The sequence below is a fragment of the Thioalkalivibrio sp. ALJ7 genome (genome assembly GCF_000376865.1).
GTDB lineage: Bacteria > Pseudomonadota > Gammaproteobacteria > Ectothiorhodospirales > Ectothiorhodospiraceae > Thioalkalivibrio.
In genome coordinates, this window is the sequence record NZ_AQXQ01000011.1 from 483,738 (window position 1) to 500,151 (window position 16,414).

15 protein-coding genes are annotated in these 16,414 nt (G+C 61.9%); 14 read left to right on the top strand and 1 reads right to left on the bottom strand.

Translation table 11 applies throughout. The features are described from left to right. The first annotated feature begins 3 nt into the window (after positions 1-3). From D002_RS0108610 to D002_RS0108660, 11 genes are all read left to right on the top strand, one after another. Positions 4-780, top strand: a complete 777-nt coding sequence (locus tag D002_RS0108610) for a ferredoxin--NADP reductase (RefSeq protein ID WP_018141515.1) — start codon at positions 4-6, stop codon at positions 778-780. 31 nt (positions 781-811) lie between these two features. Next, entirely contained in the window at positions 812-2,446 is a 1,635-nt protein-coding gene (locus D002_RS0108615) for an electron transfer flavoprotein-ubiquinone oxidoreductase (protein ID WP_018141516.1), read from the top strand. 50 nt (positions 2,447-2,496) lie between these two features. Further along, positions 2,497-3,246 (top strand): electron transfer flavoprotein subunit beta/FixA family protein, encoded by a 750-nt coding sequence (locus D002_RS0108620; protein ID WP_018141517.1) that lies wholly within the window; start codon positions 2,497-2,499, stop codon positions 3,244-3,246. A 1-nt stretch (position 3,247) separates the two neighbouring features. Further along, the gene (locus D002_RS0108625; protein ID WP_018141518.1) at positions 3,248-4,225 is read left to right on the top strand and encodes an electron transfer flavoprotein subunit alpha/FixB family protein; all 978 of its coding nucleotides are present in this window, start codon (positions 3,248-3,250) and stop codon (positions 4,223-4,225) included. Positions 4,226-4,457: 232 nt separating this feature from the next. Then, positions 4,458-4,904, top strand: coding sequence for an Lrp/AsnC family transcriptional regulator (locus D002_RS0108630; RefSeq protein ID WP_018141519.1), 447 nt, complete (start codon positions 4,458-4,460; stop codon positions 4,902-4,904). A 453-nt stretch (positions 4,905-5,357) separates the two neighbouring features. Beyond that, the gene (locus D002_RS0108635; RefSeq protein WP_018141520.1) at positions 5,358-6,350 is read left to right on the top strand and encodes a tripartite tricarboxylate transporter substrate binding protein; all 993 of its coding nucleotides are present in this window, start codon (positions 5,358-5,360) and stop codon (positions 6,348-6,350) included. 42 nt (positions 6,351-6,392) lie between these two features. Next, positions 6,393-6,875: a RidA family protein gene (locus D002_RS0108640; protein WP_018141521.1), complete on the top strand. Its 483-nt coding sequence runs from the start codon at positions 6,393-6,395 to the stop codon at positions 6,873-6,875. Between the two features lie 17 nt (positions 6,876-6,892). Continuing rightward, the gene (locus D002_RS0108645; protein WP_231362929.1) at positions 6,893-7,495 is read left to right on the top strand and encodes a tripartite tricarboxylate transporter TctB family protein; all 603 of its coding nucleotides are present in this window, start codon (positions 6,893-6,895) and stop codon (positions 7,493-7,495) included. Continuing rightward, positions 7,483-9,009 (top strand): tripartite tricarboxylate transporter permease, encoded by a 1,527-nt coding sequence (locus D002_RS0108650; protein WP_018141523.1) that lies wholly within the window; start codon positions 7,483-7,485, stop codon positions 9,007-9,009. The genes D002_RS0108645 and D002_RS0108650 overlap by 13 nt, the downstream gene beginning before the upstream one ends. Before the next feature lie 11 nt (positions 9,010-9,020). Further along, a complete protein-coding gene (locus tag D002_RS0108655; RefSeq protein WP_018141524.1) occupies positions 9,021-10,616 on the top strand; it encodes a gamma-glutamyltransferase family protein in 1,596 nt (531 codons plus the stop codon). A 94-nt stretch (positions 10,617-10,710) separates the two neighbouring features. Further along, positions 10,711-11,502, top strand: coding sequence for a sulfite exporter TauE/SafE family protein (locus tag D002_RS0108660; protein WP_231362936.1), 792 nt, complete (start codon positions 10,711-10,713; stop codon positions 11,500-11,502). 89 nt (positions 11,503-11,591) lie between these two features. On the opposite strand, the gene D002_RS0108665 is transcribed toward D002_RS0108660, so the two are convergent. Beyond that, positions 11,592-12,347, bottom strand: coding sequence for a GntR family transcriptional regulator (locus tag D002_RS0108665; protein ID WP_018141526.1), 756 nt, complete (start codon positions 12,345-12,347; stop codon positions 11,592-11,594). 434 nt (positions 12,348-12,781) lie between these two features. Between D002_RS0108665 and D002_RS0108670 the strand changes: the two genes are divergently transcribed. The 3 genes from D002_RS0108670 to D002_RS0108680 all read left to right on the top strand — a co-directional run bounded on the left by D002_RS0108670 (position 12,782) and on the right by D002_RS0108680 (position 16,252). Continuing rightward, positions 12,782-14,131 (top strand): ABC transporter substrate-binding protein, encoded by a 1,350-nt coding sequence (locus D002_RS0108670; protein ID WP_018141527.1) that lies wholly within the window; start codon positions 12,782-12,784, stop codon positions 14,129-14,131. A 288-nt stretch (positions 14,132-14,419) separates the two neighbouring features. Continuing rightward, complete coding sequence (locus D002_RS13125; RefSeq protein ID WP_018141528.1) at positions 14,420-15,292, top strand: DMT family transporter; 873 nt, start codon at positions 14,420-14,422, stop codon at positions 15,290-15,292. A gap of 258 nt (positions 15,293-15,550) precedes the next feature. Further along, entirely contained in the window at positions 15,551-16,252 is a 702-nt protein-coding gene (locus D002_RS0108680) for a 2OG-Fe(II) oxygenase (RefSeq protein WP_081610841.1), read from the top strand. The last annotated feature ends 162 nt before the right edge of the window (positions 16,253-16,414 follow it).

Below are 16,414 nucleotides of genomic sequence, written 5' to 3' on the forward strand. Positions count from 1 at the left end.
CCCATGGCAGCCTGTGACCCACAAGAAGTGCTGAGCGTGCACCACTGGAATGACACGTTGTTCAGCTTCAAGACCACGCGCGATCCGGGCCTGCGCTTCGAGAACGGTCATTTCGTAATGATCGGCCTCGAGGTGGAGGGCAAGCCCTTGCTGCGGGCCTACAGCATCGTGAGCCCGAACCACGAGGAATACCTCGAGTTCCTGAGCATCAAGGTTCCGGACGGCCCCTTGACCTCGCGCCTGCAGCACATCAACGAGGGTGACCAGCTCCTGGTAAGCCGCAAGGCGACTGGCACGTTGGTGATCCACGATCTGCTGCCGGGCAAGAACCTGTATCTGTTCGGTACGGGTACCGGACTTGCGCCCTACATGAGCATCATTCGCGACCCGGAGACCTACGAGCGCTTCGAGAAGGTGATCCTGGTCCACGGTGTCCGCTTCAAGAGCGAGCTGGCCTACCAGGAATACCTGACCGAGGAGCTCCCGAACCACGAATATCTCGGCGAGCTTGCGCAGGAGCAGTTGCTCTACTACCCGACGGTCACGCGCGAGGACTTCGTTCATCAGGGCCGCATCACGGACCTCATCGAGAACGGCAAGATGGCCGAAGACCTCGGTCTGCCGCAGCTCGACCCGGAACAGGACCGCGCCATGATCTGTGGCAGCCCGGCGATGCTCGAGGACCTGTCGAACCTGCTGGATCAGATGGGCTTCACCGCCTCGCCCAAGACGGGTGTACCGGGTGAGTACGTGATCGAGCGGGCCTTTGTCGAGCAGTAGTCCGGCGGCGCCGACTGAGCGGGAGATCACCATGGAACGCGAGCAGATCGAGATGGATGTGGTCATCGTCGGTGCGGGGCCTGCGGGTCTCGCGGCCGCGATCCGGCTGCGCCAGTTGGCGCAGGACCAGGGCCGGGACGACCTCTCGGTCTGTGTACTGGAAAAGGGGCCCGAGGTCGGGGCGCATATCCTTTCCGGTGCGGTGATCGATCCGCGCTCGCTGGACGAACTGATCCCCGACTGGCGCGATCTCAAGGCGCCATTGAAAACGCCGGCCGTCGACGATCACTTCCTGTTGCTGCGCGAGCATGGAAGCCTGCGGCTGCCCACCCCGGCTTCATTGCGCAACGAGGGCCACTATGTGGGCTCGCTGGGCAACCTGTGCCGCTGGCTGGGCGAGCAGGCGGAGGCACTGGGCGTGGACATTTACCCGGGCTTCGCGGCGGCCGAGGTGCTGTATGACGAACAGGGTGCCGTGCGTGGAGTGGCGACCGCGGACACCGGCTTGCAGCCGGACGGTACGCCCGGTCCGCAGCACGAGCCGGGTGTGGAGATTGTGGCCGGGCGAACCCTGCTGGCCGAGGGCTGCCGTGGATCGTTGAGCCAGCAGGTGATTGCCGCCTACGAACTGGATCAAGATGCCGATCCGCAGACCTACGGGATTGGCATCAAGGAGGTCTGGGAAGTGGATGAATCCGTCCACCGGCCGGGCACCGTGGTGCATACCGTCGGCTGGCCCCTGGACGCTCGAACCTACGGCGGCGGCTTCCTGTACCACTTCGACGAGCGCCGCGTGTCCGTGGGATTCGTGGTCGGGCTCGACTACGCCAACCCGAACCTTTCGCCTTACCAGGAGATGCAGCGGTTCAAGACCCACCCGGAGATTCGCCGCCATCTCGAGGGCGGTCGCCGCCTGTCCTATGGTGCGAGGGCCTTGGTGGAGGGTGGGGTTCAGTCCTGCCCCAAGCTGGAATTCCCGGGCGGGATGCTGGTGGGGGATGCCGCGGGCCTGCTGAACGTAGCCCGTATCAAGGGCACCCACACCGCCATGAAGTCCGGGATGCTGGCGGCGGAGGCGGTGTTCGAGCATTGGGCGAACGCATCCGAGCCAGCGGCGGCTACTGGCGTGGACCGGGCGTTGGCGGATTCCTGGGTCTGGTCCGAGCTTAGGCGCGCGCGCAATATCCGCCCCGCCTTTGCCCGCTGGGGATTGTGGGGCGGGCTGGCGTATGCTGCCGCAGACACCTATTTGTTCGGTGGCCGTGCGCCATGGACGTTCTCCCAGCACGCGGATCACGAGCAGTTACAGCGCCAGTCGGAGGCCTCGCCCATCGAGTATCCGGCGCCGGATGGGGAGCTTACATTCCCGTTGTTGTCGTCGGTGCACCTTTCGAACACCAACCATGACGAGCATCAGCCCTGCCATCTTCGGTTGCGTGATCCCGACGTCCCGATCCAGGTGAACCTGGCCGAATTCGGGGCGCCGGAGACACGCTACTGCCCAGCCGGGGTGTACGAGATTGTCGATGGCGACCAGGGGCCGCGCCTGCAGATCAACGCAGCCAACTGCGTGCACTGCAAGACCTGTGACATCAAGGACCCCACCCAGAATATCCAGTGGCAGGTACCGCAAGGCGGCGAGGGCCCGATCTATTCGGGCATGTAGGCCGCATCGAGGCCGATTGCCGGGCCGCAAAGTCAACGGGAGTGAATGCGATGAAAGTACTGGTCGGCGTAAAACGCGTGATCGATTACAACGTGAACATCCGCGTGAAGTCGGATGGCAGCGGTGTCGAGACGGAAAATGTCCGGATGTCCGCCAATCCCTTCGACGAGATTGCGCTGGAGGAGGCCGTACGCCTGAAAGAGGCTGGCATCTGCAGCGAATTGCTGGCGGTGACGGTGGGTGACGAGGCCAGTCAGGAGGTTCTGCGCAGCGCCCTGGCAATGGGCGCGGATCGCGCGATCCGGATCGATGTGACGGAATCGCCTCAGCCCCTGAACGTGGCCGCGTTGCTGGCCGCGGTCGCGCGCGAGGAAGCCGTCGACCTGGTGCTTCTTGGCAAGCAGGCGATCGACGATGACGCCAACCAGGCCGGGCAGATGACCGCTGCATTGCTCGGCTGGCCCCAGGGTACCTTCGCGTCCGAGTTGACCATCGCAGAGGGCCGGGCGCGGGTAGCACGCGAGATCGATGGCGGGCAGCAGACCGTTGAACTGGACCTGCCTGCCGTGGTGACAGCGGACCTGCGACTTAACGAGCCCCGGTTCGTGAAGCTGCCCGCGATGATGAAGGCCAAGAAACGCCCCATCGAGGAGCGCACGCCCGAGGCCCTGGGCGTGGATATGCGTCCGCGGGTGGAGCGGGTCAAGGTTTCCGAGCCCGTTCCCCGAGAGGCGGGTGTGAAGGTCGCGGACGTGGACGAACTGCTGGACAAGCTGCGCAACGAAGCGGGGGTGATCTGAGATGACGAACACGATACTGGTTGTAGCGGAGACGGCAGGGGAGACACTGGCCGCCAGCACCTTGTCCACCCTGACGGCCGCCCGCGAACTGGATGGTCCCATCGACGTCCTGGTAGCGGGTGCACGCCCCGCGGCGACGGCCGAAAACCTCGCCTCGATGGCCGGGGTTCGCCGTGTGCTGGTCGCCGAGGCGCCCCATCTGGCAGGTGGCCTTGCTGAGGATCTTTCCGGGCTGGTGGCCGGACATGTCGAGCACTACAGTCATGTGCTGGCGCCCGCCACCACGTTCGGGAAAAACCTGCTCCCCCGGGTGGCGGCGCTGGTCGACATCCAGATGGTTTCGGATGTCACCGTGATCCAGGACGCGGAGACGTTCGTGCACCCGATCTACGCGGGCAATGCCAACGAAACCTTGCGGGTGCTGGAGCCGCACAAGTTGCTGACCATACGCCCGACTGCGTTCGCCAAAGAGGTGGTGGGCGGCGGTAAGGCCCAACTTGAACGCATTGACGTCGGTGAGACCCAGGCCCAGTCCCGCGAGGTCGAACTCCAACTCGACCAGTCGGACCGGCCGCAACTGGAATCCTCCGGGATCGTCGTATCCGGGGGGCGAGCCTTCGGCAGCCTGGAGAAATTCCGGCTGCTGGAGGAGCTGGCAGCGGATCTGAACGCCGCCGTGGGCGCCTCGCGTGCAGCCGTGGATGCCGGTTATGCCCCCAACGACTGCCAGGTGGGACAGACCGGCAAGGTGGTCGCACCGGAGCTATACATTGCGGTGGGTATCTCCGGCGCCATTCAGCACCTCGCAGGCATGACCGGGTCCAAGGTCATCGTCGCCATCAACAAGGACCCGGATGCCCCGATCTTCGGCGTGGCCGACTACGGCCTGGTCGGCGACCTGTTCGAAATCCTGCCGGAGTTTCACGAGAAGATCCGGCAGTTGCGAAGCGAGCCCAAGCCCGAACTCGCCGAGGGTTGATGTCGGTACCGGCCAGCCCGGAGGGTGGGTGTCCCTGTACGCCTGCCAGCCGGGCGCATCGGCTGGGTGCGACTCTTCTGACCGAAGCCCTTCCTGCAGGCGACGCCGTTCGCGTATCTCGTGACCCAAAGCGATCGCGAACCGACTGTGCCCTGACCCGACTGGACGCCAGATCAGGTACATTCATGAATAGGTCGTCGGCCACGTCGACTGAATGGCCGGAGGGGCAAGCGTGAATTCCCTGGACGCACAGATCGTTCGCCTGTTGGTCGCGGATGGACGCATGTCATTCGCCGAGATCGCACGCCAGCTGGGTGTGAGTCGCGCGCATGTGCAGCACCGGGTGCAGCAGCTTCAGGATGAAGGGGTCATCGAGAAGTTCGCCGCGATCGTGGACCCGGAAAAGTTCGGCAAGTCGGTTTCCGCGTTTCTGGACATTAAGGTAGTCCCCCAGGGTCTGGAGAAAGTGGCCCGACATCTGGCCGAGCAGCCCGAAGTGGTCAGTCTCTACATCATGACCGACATGCGCAGCCTGCACGTCCATGTACTCGTGGATTCCTATGACGATCTCTACAGCCTGATTCAATCACAGGTTTCCACGCAGCCGGATGTCTCGAGTGTCGAGAGCCAGACACTCCTGAAGCGGATCAAGAACCGCCGCGGTGGTGCCCGCCTGTAATCTGCCTCCCAGTCCTGAGTGCCATAAGCTCAGTGTTCCCCGATTGTTTCTTCGGCCGGTTGTGTTGCTGCGCTCGAATGGTGCGCTGTGCACCATATTGGACGCACGCCTTCACTTGACCGAACTCGACAAAAGAGCTTTTTGCTTGTCTCTTCCCAACCAAAACTCGTCCGGCTGCCATTCCGTGCTTGACGTTTGTTGTTTCGACCCCTCTCCGGGTTGCAATTGTATCTTCCCGCCGCATGCCCCTTTGTGGATTCTTTGCTTCGATTAGATAATTTAAATACTGATTAAATTCAGTAACTTGAAAGTTTTAATTCGAATGGCACACCCCTTGCAATAACTCTATTGCGCATCAAGAACGCATGACATCTCGCACCTCCGGTTGGTTGAGGGTTCTGCTGCCGTGCATTTTCGATCGCGACCGTTTTTACATATGAGAGGACTTGACCAATGAAGATCCCTGAGTTTGCGCGACTGAACCTGCGAGGCGTTGTGTTGAGCCTTGCATTGGTTGGGGCCATGGCTGGAGTTCCGTCCGCGGCGGCCGACTATCCCGACAGCCCGATTTCTGTCTACCTTCCGCTGGGTCCCGGTGGAGCGACTGACAATCTGGCGCGAATCGCCACCAATAAGGCCTCGGAAGAGCTTGGCCAGCGCTTTTCGATTGAACACCGTCCGGGCGCGGGTGGTTCCGTTGCTTCGAATACCGTGGCGAATGCATCGGCCGATGGCTACACCCTGCTGTTTGCAAACTTCGCCACCCACGCGGTGACGCCGTCCCTGTTTGCGTCGCTGCCCTACGACCCGATCGAGGACTTCGCGCCGGTGAGCCTGCTGGCCTCCCAGGCTCACCTGGTTTTGGTACCCACCGATTCCGGTATCGAGTCTCTCGAAGACCTGATCGCAGCGGCTGAAGGCGACACCCTGCGTTTCGCTTCCTCCGGTATCGGCAGTCCGCTGCACCTGGCGGCTGAATTCTTCGCGAGCACCCTGGGCGTAGAGATGGAGCACGTCCCCTACGAGAGTAGCGCCCCGGCCCTGCAGGATCTGATTGCGGGTCGCGTCGACTTCATGTTCGACAACATCTCTTCGGGTAAAGGCTTCGTTGAAAGTGGCGACCTGCATGCCGTCATGGTCACGAGCCAGGAGCGCTCCACCCTGTTGCCTGACGTGCCGACCGCCATGGAATCGGGTCTGGACGATTTCGAGACCTATGGCTGGTGGGGAATCAAGGCGCCCGCCAATACACCGGATGCGATCGTCGAGCGGTTGAGTGAGGTTTTTCAGTGGGCCATGAAGTCCGACGATGTGGTCGAGACGCTTGAATCGCAGGGCTTTGTAACGATCGGTTCGACGGCGAGCGAGTTTGAAACCCATGTTGCCGATGAAATCGCGAAGTGGGCGATCGTCCTCGAAGACGCTGGACTGAAAGGTTCGCAGTAGCCCCATTCCCCAGTGACACGGAAAGCACAGGTAAAAACCACCATGCATACCGAAAAGCGCTTGCAGGAATTGGGGATCGATCTGCCGGAACCGCGAACGGTCCCCGCCAACTTCATTCCCTGCGTGCAGGTACGCGACCTGGTGTGGGTCTCTGGAACGCTCGGCACCGTCAAGGACGAAAGCGGTGCCGACAGGATCCCCAACCCCGGAAAGCTGGGACGTGAGATCAGTGACGAAGAGGGTTATCAATCGGCGCGTCGCTGCGCCCTGAATCACCTCGCCTGGCTCAAGGAATATCTCGGTGATCTCGACCGCATTCAGCGGATCGTGAAGATCAATGGGTACGTGAATGGGGTCGAGGGATTTGACCGAGGCCCCTGGGTTGCGGACGGGGCTTCCGATCTTCTGGTCGAGGTCCTGGGCCCGGAGCGCGGCCAGCACGCCCGGGCCATCGTGGTGGTGGCGGGTCTGGCTTTCCAGGCCCCTATCGAGACCGAAATGGTTGTACAGATCGATCCTGATTGATCACGCAGGTAAACGCCATGTTCGATGACGCCATGAGAAGTGAGATTACTGAGCGCCCGAAATTCCAGGCTCGGGCCTATGCGGGTACGTACATCGATGTTGCCGTCGTGGCGGAGCGTTTGTGGAACCGGCTGAGCTGGGGCTGGTTGTTCAATACCCATACCGGCTCCGGATTCTTGCTCCTGCTGGTGTGCGCACCGTTCATTCTCGGCCTGGAAAGGCTTCCGATTGGCACGTTGCAACGGATAGGTCCGGGAATGGTCCCGGGCCTCGTTCTGGCCGTGGCACTGCTTATTGCAGGCGGCCTGTTGATATGGGGCATGTTCGGTCCCGGCATCAAGCCTCGGCTGGATGCGTTAGACCTGGACTGGCAGGGGCTGCGCGGGATCTTGATGATATCGGGTGGGGTGCTGGCCTTCATGGCTTTGCTACCGAGCCTGGGTCTTGTGATGGCGGCCTTCGTGACGTCACTGATCTCGTCCATCGCGCGCCCACCTTTCCGTCCCCTGTCGGCGGTGGCGCTTGCCACCTTCAATACGGCGGCGGTCTGGATCGTGTTCGTCGTCCTGCTTGATCTGCACTTTCGCGCGTTCCCCAGGAACATGCCGTGGATATTCTGATCGGCCTTGCCGGTGGTTTCGAAGCGGCCTTCACGCTGCAGAATCTTCTCTATGTTCTTCTCGGAGTCACGCTTGGGACGTTCATCGGCGTACTCCCCGGTATCGGTTCGATGGCGGCCATCGCCATGCTCCTGCCGATTACCTTCTACATGCCGCCGGCCAGTGCCCTGATCCTTCTTGCTGGTGTCTACTACGGCGCCGAGTATGGTGGCTCCATCACGTCGATTCTGCTGAACATCCCGGGTACGCCTTCCTCGGCGGTGACCTGCCTGGATGGGCACCCGATGGCGCTCTCCGGGCGCGCGGGCGTGGCCCTGTTTATTACGGCAGTGGCTTCTCTGGTGGGGTCTTCGGTTGCGATCTTCTTCCTGACTTTTGCGGCTCCGGCGCTCGGGCGGTTGGTGCTGAATTTTGGGCCCGCCGAGTACTTTGCGGTGATCCTGTTCGGGCTGGTGGCGACATCGACCATCACTAACGGCAGTACGGCGAAGTCACTGGCGATGGTGGCCGTTGGCGTGCTGCTCGGACTGATTGGGATGGACCAGAACTCGGCGGTCGCCCGGTTCACGTTTGGCATACCCGAATTGTTCGACGGGATTGACCTGATCGTGTTGGCGATGGGTCTGTTCGGGATCTCCGAGATTATGCGTTCCATGGTCATGCGTTCCGGGCATCTCGCTACCGCGAAGGTTAGTCTCAAGTCGATGATCCCGACACGCGAGGATCTGCGGGCTTCGGGTTTTCCCATGGTTCGGGGCACGGCCGTTGGCTCGTTCCTCGGGACGCTCCCCGGTGCCGGCCAGACCATTGCGTCCTTCGTCGCTTACGCGGTGGAGAAACGGGTTTCACGAACCCGGGAACGCTTTGGGAAGGGCGCGATCGAGGGCATTAGTGCGCCGGAATCGGCCAACAATGCCGCGGCGCTGACCGCCTTCATTCCAACGCTGTCGATGGGCATACCGGGCAGTGCCACCATGGCTCTAATGCTGGGTGCCCTGATGATTCATGGCATTACGCCGGGCCCGAATTTCGTGACCCAGAACAGCGATATGTTCTGGACGCTGATCGCCAGTTTCTGGATTGGCAGTTTCCTGCTGATCCTTCTGAACATCCCCTTGATCGGGCTGTGGGTGCGGATTCTCAAGATCCCCTATCAGATGCTCTTTCCCATGATCATCGTGTTGCTCTGCATTGGCGTTTATAGCGTCAACAACAGCCCCTTTGATGTCGGACTCGCGCTGATGCTGGGCGTGATCGCCGTCTTCCTGCGGAGCTATGGATTCGAGATGGCGCCTGTGCTGATTGGTTTCATTTTGGGGCCGATGCTGGAGCGGTACTTCCGCCGTTCCATTCAGCTGGGCCGTGGCGAGGCGGAATACTTTGTTTCCAGTGGGATCAGCATGTTTTTCCTGGCCGCGACGGTCTTGCTGTTGCTCATGGCGGTGGTGGCGGGTGTGCGTAGCGTGCTTCGGGGCCGCACCGAATCCAGTGCCATTCACTCCTTGAGATCGTAAAGAGGTAGAGGATGAGAAACTTCGAGCAACCCGGCCGCTCCACGGTGCATGCGACCAGCGGCATGGTGGCAACCTCCCATTCGCTCGCCAGTGTCGAAGCGCTGCAGGTTTTGCGTGATGGCGGCAATGCGATGGACGCGGCCCTGGCGGCCTGCGCTGTGCAGTGCGTAGTCGAGCCAGGGTCAACGGGTATTGGCGGGGACTGCTTTGCAATGATCTGGCCGGCGGGATCCGAACGTCCCGTGGCCTATAACGGCTCGGGGCGCGCGCCGGCGGCTGCGAGTCTCGAGCGACTTGCGCACATGGGGCTGGCCGACATCGAGCGGACCTCTGCCCATGCCGTGACGATACCGGGATCGGTTGAGGCCTGGTGTCGGCTGACGGCCGATCATGGGCGCCTTTCCATGCGTGAAATCCTGGCCCCCGCGATCCGTCTGGCGGGGGATGGGTACGCCGTCTCGCCACGCGTTCACTGGGACTGGAGCCGCCATCAGGAGTTGCTGCGCACCCATGCACCCACCCGGTCACGTTTCCTGACCGACGACCAGCCTCCTGCAGTGGGGGCCATTCATCGGCAACCCGAACTAGCCAGAACCCTCGAGCGCATCGCGGAGCAGGGGCCATCCGGCTTTTACGACGGGCCCGTGGCCGAGGAGATGGTGGCGGTCTTGAGCGAACTGGGCGGGTTCCATTCGCTCGAGGATTTCGCGCTCGCTCGCGGGGAGTATGTCGACCCGATCTCCACGACATTCCAGGGATACGAGGTCCACGAGTGCCCGCCGAATGGGCAGGGCATTATCGCGCTCATGTTGCTGCAGATGCTGGAGCCACTGGAGGCAGGCTGCGGTGATCCGCTGGACCCTCAACGCCTCCATTATTTTATCGAGGCTGCCCGTATTGCCTATGCCGCGCGGGATGAGTGGGTCGCCGAACCGGATGCCATGGAAGCCGGTTTTGGGCAATTGCTCGCGCACTCGTACACGGACCGGATGCGTCAAAGCCTTGATCCCGATTCCGCCGCCTCCGTGCCCGTCCAGCCCTTGTCTCCGGTGGCGGGGAATACGGTTTGTATCGCCGTGGTGGACCGTGACGGCAATGCGGTCAGCCTGATTAACTCGCTGTTCCTGAATTTTGGTAGCGGCATCCTTACGCCACGGCATGGCGTGCTTTTAAACAACCGTGGCCAGGGCTTCAGCATGCAGGCGGGGCACCCGAATCAACTGGATGGCGGGAAGCGTCCGTTGAACACGATTATCCCGGGCATGGTGTCGCAAAAGGGCCGGCCGGTGATGCCGTTCGGAGTGATGGGCGGGCACTACCAGTCAGCTGGACACGCGTACATGTTGTCCAACCTGCTGCGCTTCGGGCTCGATTTGCAGGAGTCCATGGACCTGCCACGTCTGTTCCCGATTCTGGGAGAGGGGATGGTCGAAATCGAGTCCACCTTCCGTCCCGAAGTGCTGGAGGGTTTGAGGGATCGTGGCCATCGGTTGATATTCCCACCACGTCCGATTGGCGGTTCGCAGGCCATCTGGATTGATCATGCGGCCGGGACGCTCGTGGGTGCCTCCGATCACCGCAAGGACGGGTGTGCCCTTGGCTATTAATCCGAGCGGTTGTGTCGGATGCCTGAGCGGGTGGGGCCACGTGCCCCGTCGTTCCGGAATCTGATCCGTGCCTGATCCCGGTCTGATCGTCTGGATGGCGGTGTTGCTCGTGGTGCTGGCCGGCATCGCCGGCATCTTGTCGGGGCTCCTGGGAGTGGGCGGGGGAATCGTCCTTGTCCCCGGCCTGTTTCATATCTTTTCGCTGCTGGGTTATTCCAGCGAGCAGCTCATGCAGATCTGCCTGGGGACGTCGTTGGCCACCATCGTGGTCACCTCGGCACGATCCACCTTTCTTCATCATGCGCGCGGGGCGGTGGACTGGGCCATCCTTCGGCGCTGGAGCCCCGGCATCATTGGTGGGGCAATTCTCGGGGTCTGGATCTCGGCGCAGCTGTCGTCCGAGGTGCTGCAGGTGATCTTCGGGGTGCTGGCCCTGTTGATTGCGATCCATCTGCTGGTCGGCGACCTGCGGTTTCGGATCATCACGCATCTTCCCGAAGGCGCCGTTATTAGAACGGCACCCCCTGTGATCGGATCGGTGTCCGTGATCATGGGCATAGGGGGTGGCACGCTCTCGGTTCCCCTGATGACGGCCCTGGGGACATCCATGCGCCGTGCGGTCGCGATGGCCTCAGGTATGGGGATATTGATTGCGGGGCCGGCTGCGCTTGGTTTTATGCTGGTCAACGTCGAGCCGGCCCACCAGCCACCCGGGACCATCGGCGCCGTGAACCTGATCGCGTTTGCCTGCATCGTCAGCATTGCCTATCTCAGTGCGCCGATCGGAGTGCGTTTGGCTCACGCACTCGATCCCCGGCCACTCAAGAAGGTCTTCGGATTTTTCCTGCTGCTCGTCGCGCTCAACATGATCCGCGTGAGCATCTAGGCCATGCGCCCATGGTTGTTACCGGGCCTCTTCTACCCGGGGCCCTGTGGTTGCAAGGGCACGCCCGGATATTGCCGCGACCAGTCGATTCAGGATCGATCGATCTCGAATCGATACTTGAACGAGTCGCCACTGAAAAACAGGAACTCGTAGTCGATGGGCCGTCCGGAGCGATCGTGGGTTAGACGTTCCACCTGTAGAACCGGGTCGGCTTCCGACAGGCCCAATTCCTTCTGTACTTCGCTGTTCGCCAGCCCGGCATCGATGCTGATGTTGGCCGCACCCAGCGGGATGCCCGAGAGGTTCTCCAGGATCGGGAAGATATCGCCCGAGAGGTCCTGACTGAACAAGGGGCGCCCCACATCCAATGGGAAATAGCTGATCTCCAGTGAAACCGGCACCCGGTTCAGGTAGCGCACCCGCTTCACTTCGACCACCGAGCCGCTTGTTGCACCCCCAAGGTCGAGTGCGTCGCGCACATTCTTGGGCGGGACCATTTCCTCGATCGAAACGACCCGTGCCGTTGCTTCGTAGCCCTGGGCCGCCATGGCCTCGCCGAAGCCTTCCAGGCGTCGTACGTTTTGCACCGCCTTCGGCTTGCTGACAAAACTGCCCTTGCCCTGCGAGCTGAAAATCAGGCCTTCGTTGTGCAGGTCACGCAGTGCCTGGCGAATGGTAATGCGGCTGACGCCGAATCGCCGGGTGAGCTCGCTTTCGGAGGGAAGCTTCTGGTGCGGCTGGTAGGTGCCGTCGAGGATCCGTTGACGCAACGTTTCCTTGATCTGGACATATAGCGGTTGCGGAGATTCCTGAAGCGTTTGGCGGTCCGGAGTGCTGGATTCCATGGGCGGTCTCGTTCCTCGGTTCGACTCATCATATCGTGTCATAGAAGGAGTGAGATGGGTAGTGGAACGGATGGAGTGGCTGAGTAGTGAGGCCGACGGTGGGAGCGCTGCATGCGGAAGGTGTATTGCTTGTCATGCTTGCCGACGCTCAATCCGGTGATACGGCACTTCAATGGCGCAGGGATTCCCCAGGTTGGGGCGGTATCGCGACGGATGGCGGATTCCAATGCGCCAAGGGGCGAAAAATATAAACTCGTAAAAACAATTAGTTGAAGATTCTTTTCTCTCGATTGCTCGCTACGGCACGGAACCTGCTGCGGATCCGGTAGATCAGTCATGGCCTGTTAGTACAGGCAAGTCCTCACGCCGGGGTCAGTCGGCTGGTCAAACGTTGGATGCGCCATTTTGGCGGACACTTTTTTGGGAGAAGAACCATGCGTTGGAAGCCAATTGTTGCCGGTGTAGCAATCGCGGCCTTTTCCGGGGCCGCGGTGGCCGAGACGATCCAGATCCGGGTCGGGCACCAGAGTCAGGTCACTAATACGGTATCGGGCGGGGTCGTCGTCGAACGCCTGCGTCTTTTCGAGGAACATTTGCCGACGGATGGCCGGTACGAGGACGTCGATTTTGTCGTCCAGTATGCGGATTTCGACTCCGGTCCGCCGATCACCAACCGAATGATCGCCGGGCAGCTCGAGTTCGGGGTCATGGGTGACTACCCGCTCATCGTGAACGGTGCGACCTTCCAGAACACGGGTCGTGCCGAGTCCCTTTTCGTAGCTATGACGGGTTACAACGCCCGTGGGACGGGCAACGGTATCGTCGTCCCCGTCGATTCCCCTGCGCAGCGGCTGGAAGACCTTGCCGGCAAGCAGCTTTCGACGCCGTTCGGCAGTGCCGCCTGGGGTATGACCCTGGACGCCCTGAGCCAGGCCGGCATTGCGGATGACGTGCAACTTCGGGATCAGGGGCCACCGGTCGGGGTGGCGAATATCCGCACTGGCAACATCGATGCCCATGCGAATTTCACGCCCTGGTCCGAGGTCATGGAGTATCGCGGCTTTGGCCGCAAGGTCTTCGATGGCAGCGAGGTTGGCCAGCCGACCTTCCACGGGACCGTGGTGCGGGATGACTTCGCGGAAGAGCATCCGCGTGTGGTCGAGGCGTACATCGCGGCGACCATGGAGGCTCAGGAATGGATCATGGAAGACCCCAAGCGGGCGGCGACCAAGCTGGAAGAGTGGACCACGATCGAGAAAGAGGTCCTGTACCTGTACTTTAGCGAGGGTGGCATTACCTCGGTCGATCCGACCCTGAAGCCCGAGTGGGTCGATGCGCTCAAGTATCACCACTCCACGTTGCAGCGGGAGCGTTCGGTCCCGGATCTAGACTTTGATCGCTGGGTGGACGACAGCTTTGTCCGCGCGGTTTACGAGGCTCAGGGTAAGGACTACGAGGAGCAACTAGGCAAGATCACCCGCTCCGAACCGGGCGCAGGCGGGCTTCCGCCGGCCGAGGTCTGGTTTGCCGAAGAGGGCATCATCAAGTACGACTCCATTGGTGAGATGCTGGCCGCGGTTGAAGAGGTCGAGGAATCCGGTTCCGATGAAGTTCGTGCGACGTATGTGTACGACCACGGTACGGGCCTGAAGCTGTTCGGCCATGTCGCCTCTTTTGTGGAAACCGACGACGACTACGTCGCCTTCATGCGGGCTGGTGACGCCGAGGAATATGCCAGTGAGAACGGTGGTTCCACTGTCGAGCTGGCCGTCCTTCGTTACTAGTGTTTTATCTTTTTGCTTAGCGGGTTTTCCCGCTCGTTTGTGTTAGGAAGCCATGGCCGATCTGTCCGGTCATGGCTTTTTTGTTCCTGATACGTGATTGGCGGGTCGCATTCGTAGCGGTGAAGCCGAGGGACCCATTCAGGGTTCTACGCCTCTCTGAACTCGCGGTGCCATTTTCGGCGCCATACCTTGCTCGTCACGCTATCATCCGGGCTGTTCGGCCTTTGTCGATCCCGCTGGGTGTGGATGCATCGCATCCTCCCTTCACTTAAAAGGAATCCGACGCTGATGCCGGTACGCGTTGTCATATTGATGTCAGTGGCGCTCATTGCGTTCGCTGCCAATTCCATTCTGACGCGCGCCGCGTTTACGTCGACTTCCATCGATCCGGTCAGCTTCACCGCGATCCGGCTCGTTTCCGGTGCGATCATCCTATGGCTGATCGTTCGCGCCCAGCCGGCCCTTCCCGAAGGACGGGGCAATTGGGGTTCGGCCCTGGCGCTATTCGTATACGCCATTGGGTTTTCGTTTGCCTATATCTCGTTGACGGCCGCGACCGGGGCGTTGCTGCTGTTCGGCGCGGTCCAGGTGACCATGGTCAGTTGGTATCTGGCGACCGGCGAACGTTTGACGTCACGCCAGTGGACCGGGTTTGCCCTGGCGCTCGCGGGGCTCATTTGGTTGCTGTCGCCCGGACTCTCGGCGCCACCGCCGATGCCTGCTGCACTGATGATCGCGGCTGGTGTTGCTTGGGGTGTCTACACGCTGCGGGCGAGCGCAGGCGGTGACCCCACCCGGGTAACGGCCGCGAATTTCCTCTTGGCGAGCTTACCCGCCCTGGTCGTAGCGCTCGCATTCATTCCCGGTGCCGTTCTGGACCTTCCGGGAGTTCTGCTGGCCATTGCATCGGGCGCGTTGGCCTCCGGACTGGGATACGCGGTCTGGTACGCCGCGCTCAAGCTCATTCGGACCTCTACCGCCGCGGTCGCCCAGCTAAGCGTGCCCGTGATCACCGCGATCGCGGGAATCGGTCTTCTGGCAGAACCGTTGACGCTGCGCCTGGTGCTCGCGGGCATAGCCGTTCTGGGTGGTATCGCGCTGGTGGTCGCCAAGCCGAGGAGGTTGGAAAACTCCGAAGGCTTGAAATCTGACGGACAGTAACCGCTGGGCCTCGCATCGGCCTCGAGAAACCACAACGAACCCTGCCGACGTTTGTCAGCCTCACGGTCCGTTCTGGTGTATAAGCAATGGTTGTGCTGGGTGGAGGGTCTGTCGGGGCATCGGTCGTTTCGGTCGGCCGATTGGGCCGCTCTGGCGGGTGCTGAGCCTGCCCGGGACCGACCTGACTGACCGCACATCCCGTGCAACGTTGAACGAGGCTATAAGGGTTTGAAAACTCAATTAGCGGCGCCCGTCGGTGTGGTGCCCACCCCGCCGATCGCGGCTCCCGGTAGCGTATCCCTTGCAGTAACGCCCGCAGAGTGCGGGCTCGGCACCGCTCCTGTGCCTGACTGGCTGGATCGGCTCGCTGCCAGTGAGCCTGTGGTCTGGCCTGGGTTCCTGGAGGAAGGGCTGGTCGATGCCCTGCGCGACGAGCTCTATGCCCTGCGCGATAGTAGTCGGCTCGAGCGCGCCAGGATTGGCCGCGCAAGCGGCCGCCGCCGGGATCTCGCCACCCGCGGGGACTGGATCCACTGGCTGGATGGCGCGAGCCCGGCGCAGCAGGCCTTTGTGGCGGCGCTGGACCAGGTGCGCCTGCAGGTCAGTCGTACCTTGATCCCGGGGTTATTCGAGACCGAGTCCCACTTTGCCCTCTATCCGCCGGGCGCTCATTACGCCCGCCATGTGGATGCCTTTCAGGCCAGCAACTGCCGTCGCCTGTCGCTGGTGCTCTATCTCAACCGACACTGGCGCGCCCGCGATGGCGGGGAGCTGGCCATCTACGACCAGGACGATCGCGAGATCCAGCGCATCCAGCCCTGCGCCGGCACCCTGGTGATGTTCCTCAGCCAGGACGTACCCCACGCCGTCCTCCCGACTCGCCGCTGGCGCGCCAGCATCGCTTCCTGGATGCGTGTACGCGATCCTGTCGGCCCCCTTGCCAGTCTCAATCGCTTCTAGGGAGACGCTGATTGAATCGCACGTCCGCGTTGGTGCCCCCTGTTTCCCGAGACAAGGCGCGTCGAGTAGCGGGTAGTGGTTCTACCCGCCCGTTTCTGATGGATTCGGGGCGCAACGCAGGATCGGGGAACAGGGGGCACCAACCCCACAAGCCATTGAAAG

What these genes read in the sequence shown, in the direction of transcription:
- D002_RS0108610 (WP_018141515.1), top strand. Translation starts at nt 4, where the DNA reads ATGGCAGCCTGTGACCCACAAGAAGTGCTGAGCGTGCACCACTGGAAT.
- D002_RS0108615 (WP_018141516.1), top strand. Translation starts at nt 812, where the DNA reads ATGGAACGCGAGCAGATCGAGATGGATGTGGTCATCGTCGGTGCGGGG.
- D002_RS0108620 (WP_018141517.1), top strand. Translation starts at nt 2,497, where the DNA reads ATGAAAGTACTGGTCGGCGTAAAACGCGTGATCGATTACAACGTGAAC.
- D002_RS0108625 (WP_018141518.1), top strand. Translation starts at nt 3,248, where the DNA reads ATGACGAACACGATACTGGTTGTAGCGGAGACGGCAGGGGAGACACTG.
- D002_RS0108635 (WP_018141520.1), top strand. Translation starts at nt 5,358, where the DNA reads ATGAAGATCCCTGAGTTTGCGCGACTGAACCTGCGAGGCGTTGTGTTG.
- D002_RS0108640 (WP_018141521.1), top strand. Translation starts at nt 6,393, where the DNA reads ATGCATACCGAAAAGCGCTTGCAGGAATTGGGGATCGATCTGCCGGAA.
- D002_RS0108645 (WP_231362929.1), top strand. Translation starts at nt 6,893, where the DNA reads ATGTTCGATGACGCCATGAGAAGTGAGATTACTGAGCGCCCGAAATTC.
- D002_RS0108655 (WP_018141524.1), top strand. Translation starts at nt 9,021, where the DNA reads ATGAGAAACTTCGAGCAACCCGGCCGCTCCACGGTGCATGCGACCAGC.
- D002_RS0108660 (WP_231362936.1), top strand. Translation starts at nt 10,711, where the DNA reads ATGGCGGTGTTGCTCGTGGTGCTGGCCGGCATCGCCGGCATCTTGTCG.
- D002_RS0108665 (WP_018141526.1), bottom strand. Translation starts at nt 12,347, where the DNA reads ATGGAATCCAGCACTCCGGACCGCCAAACGCTTCAGGAATCTCCGCAA.
- D002_RS0108670 (WP_018141527.1), top strand. Translation starts at nt 12,782, where the DNA reads ATGCGTTGGAAGCCAATTGTTGCCGGTGTAGCAATCGCGGCCTTTTCC.
- D002_RS13125 (WP_018141528.1), top strand. Translation starts at nt 14,420, where the DNA reads ATGCCGGTACGCGTTGTCATATTGATGTCAGTGGCGCTCATTGCGTTC.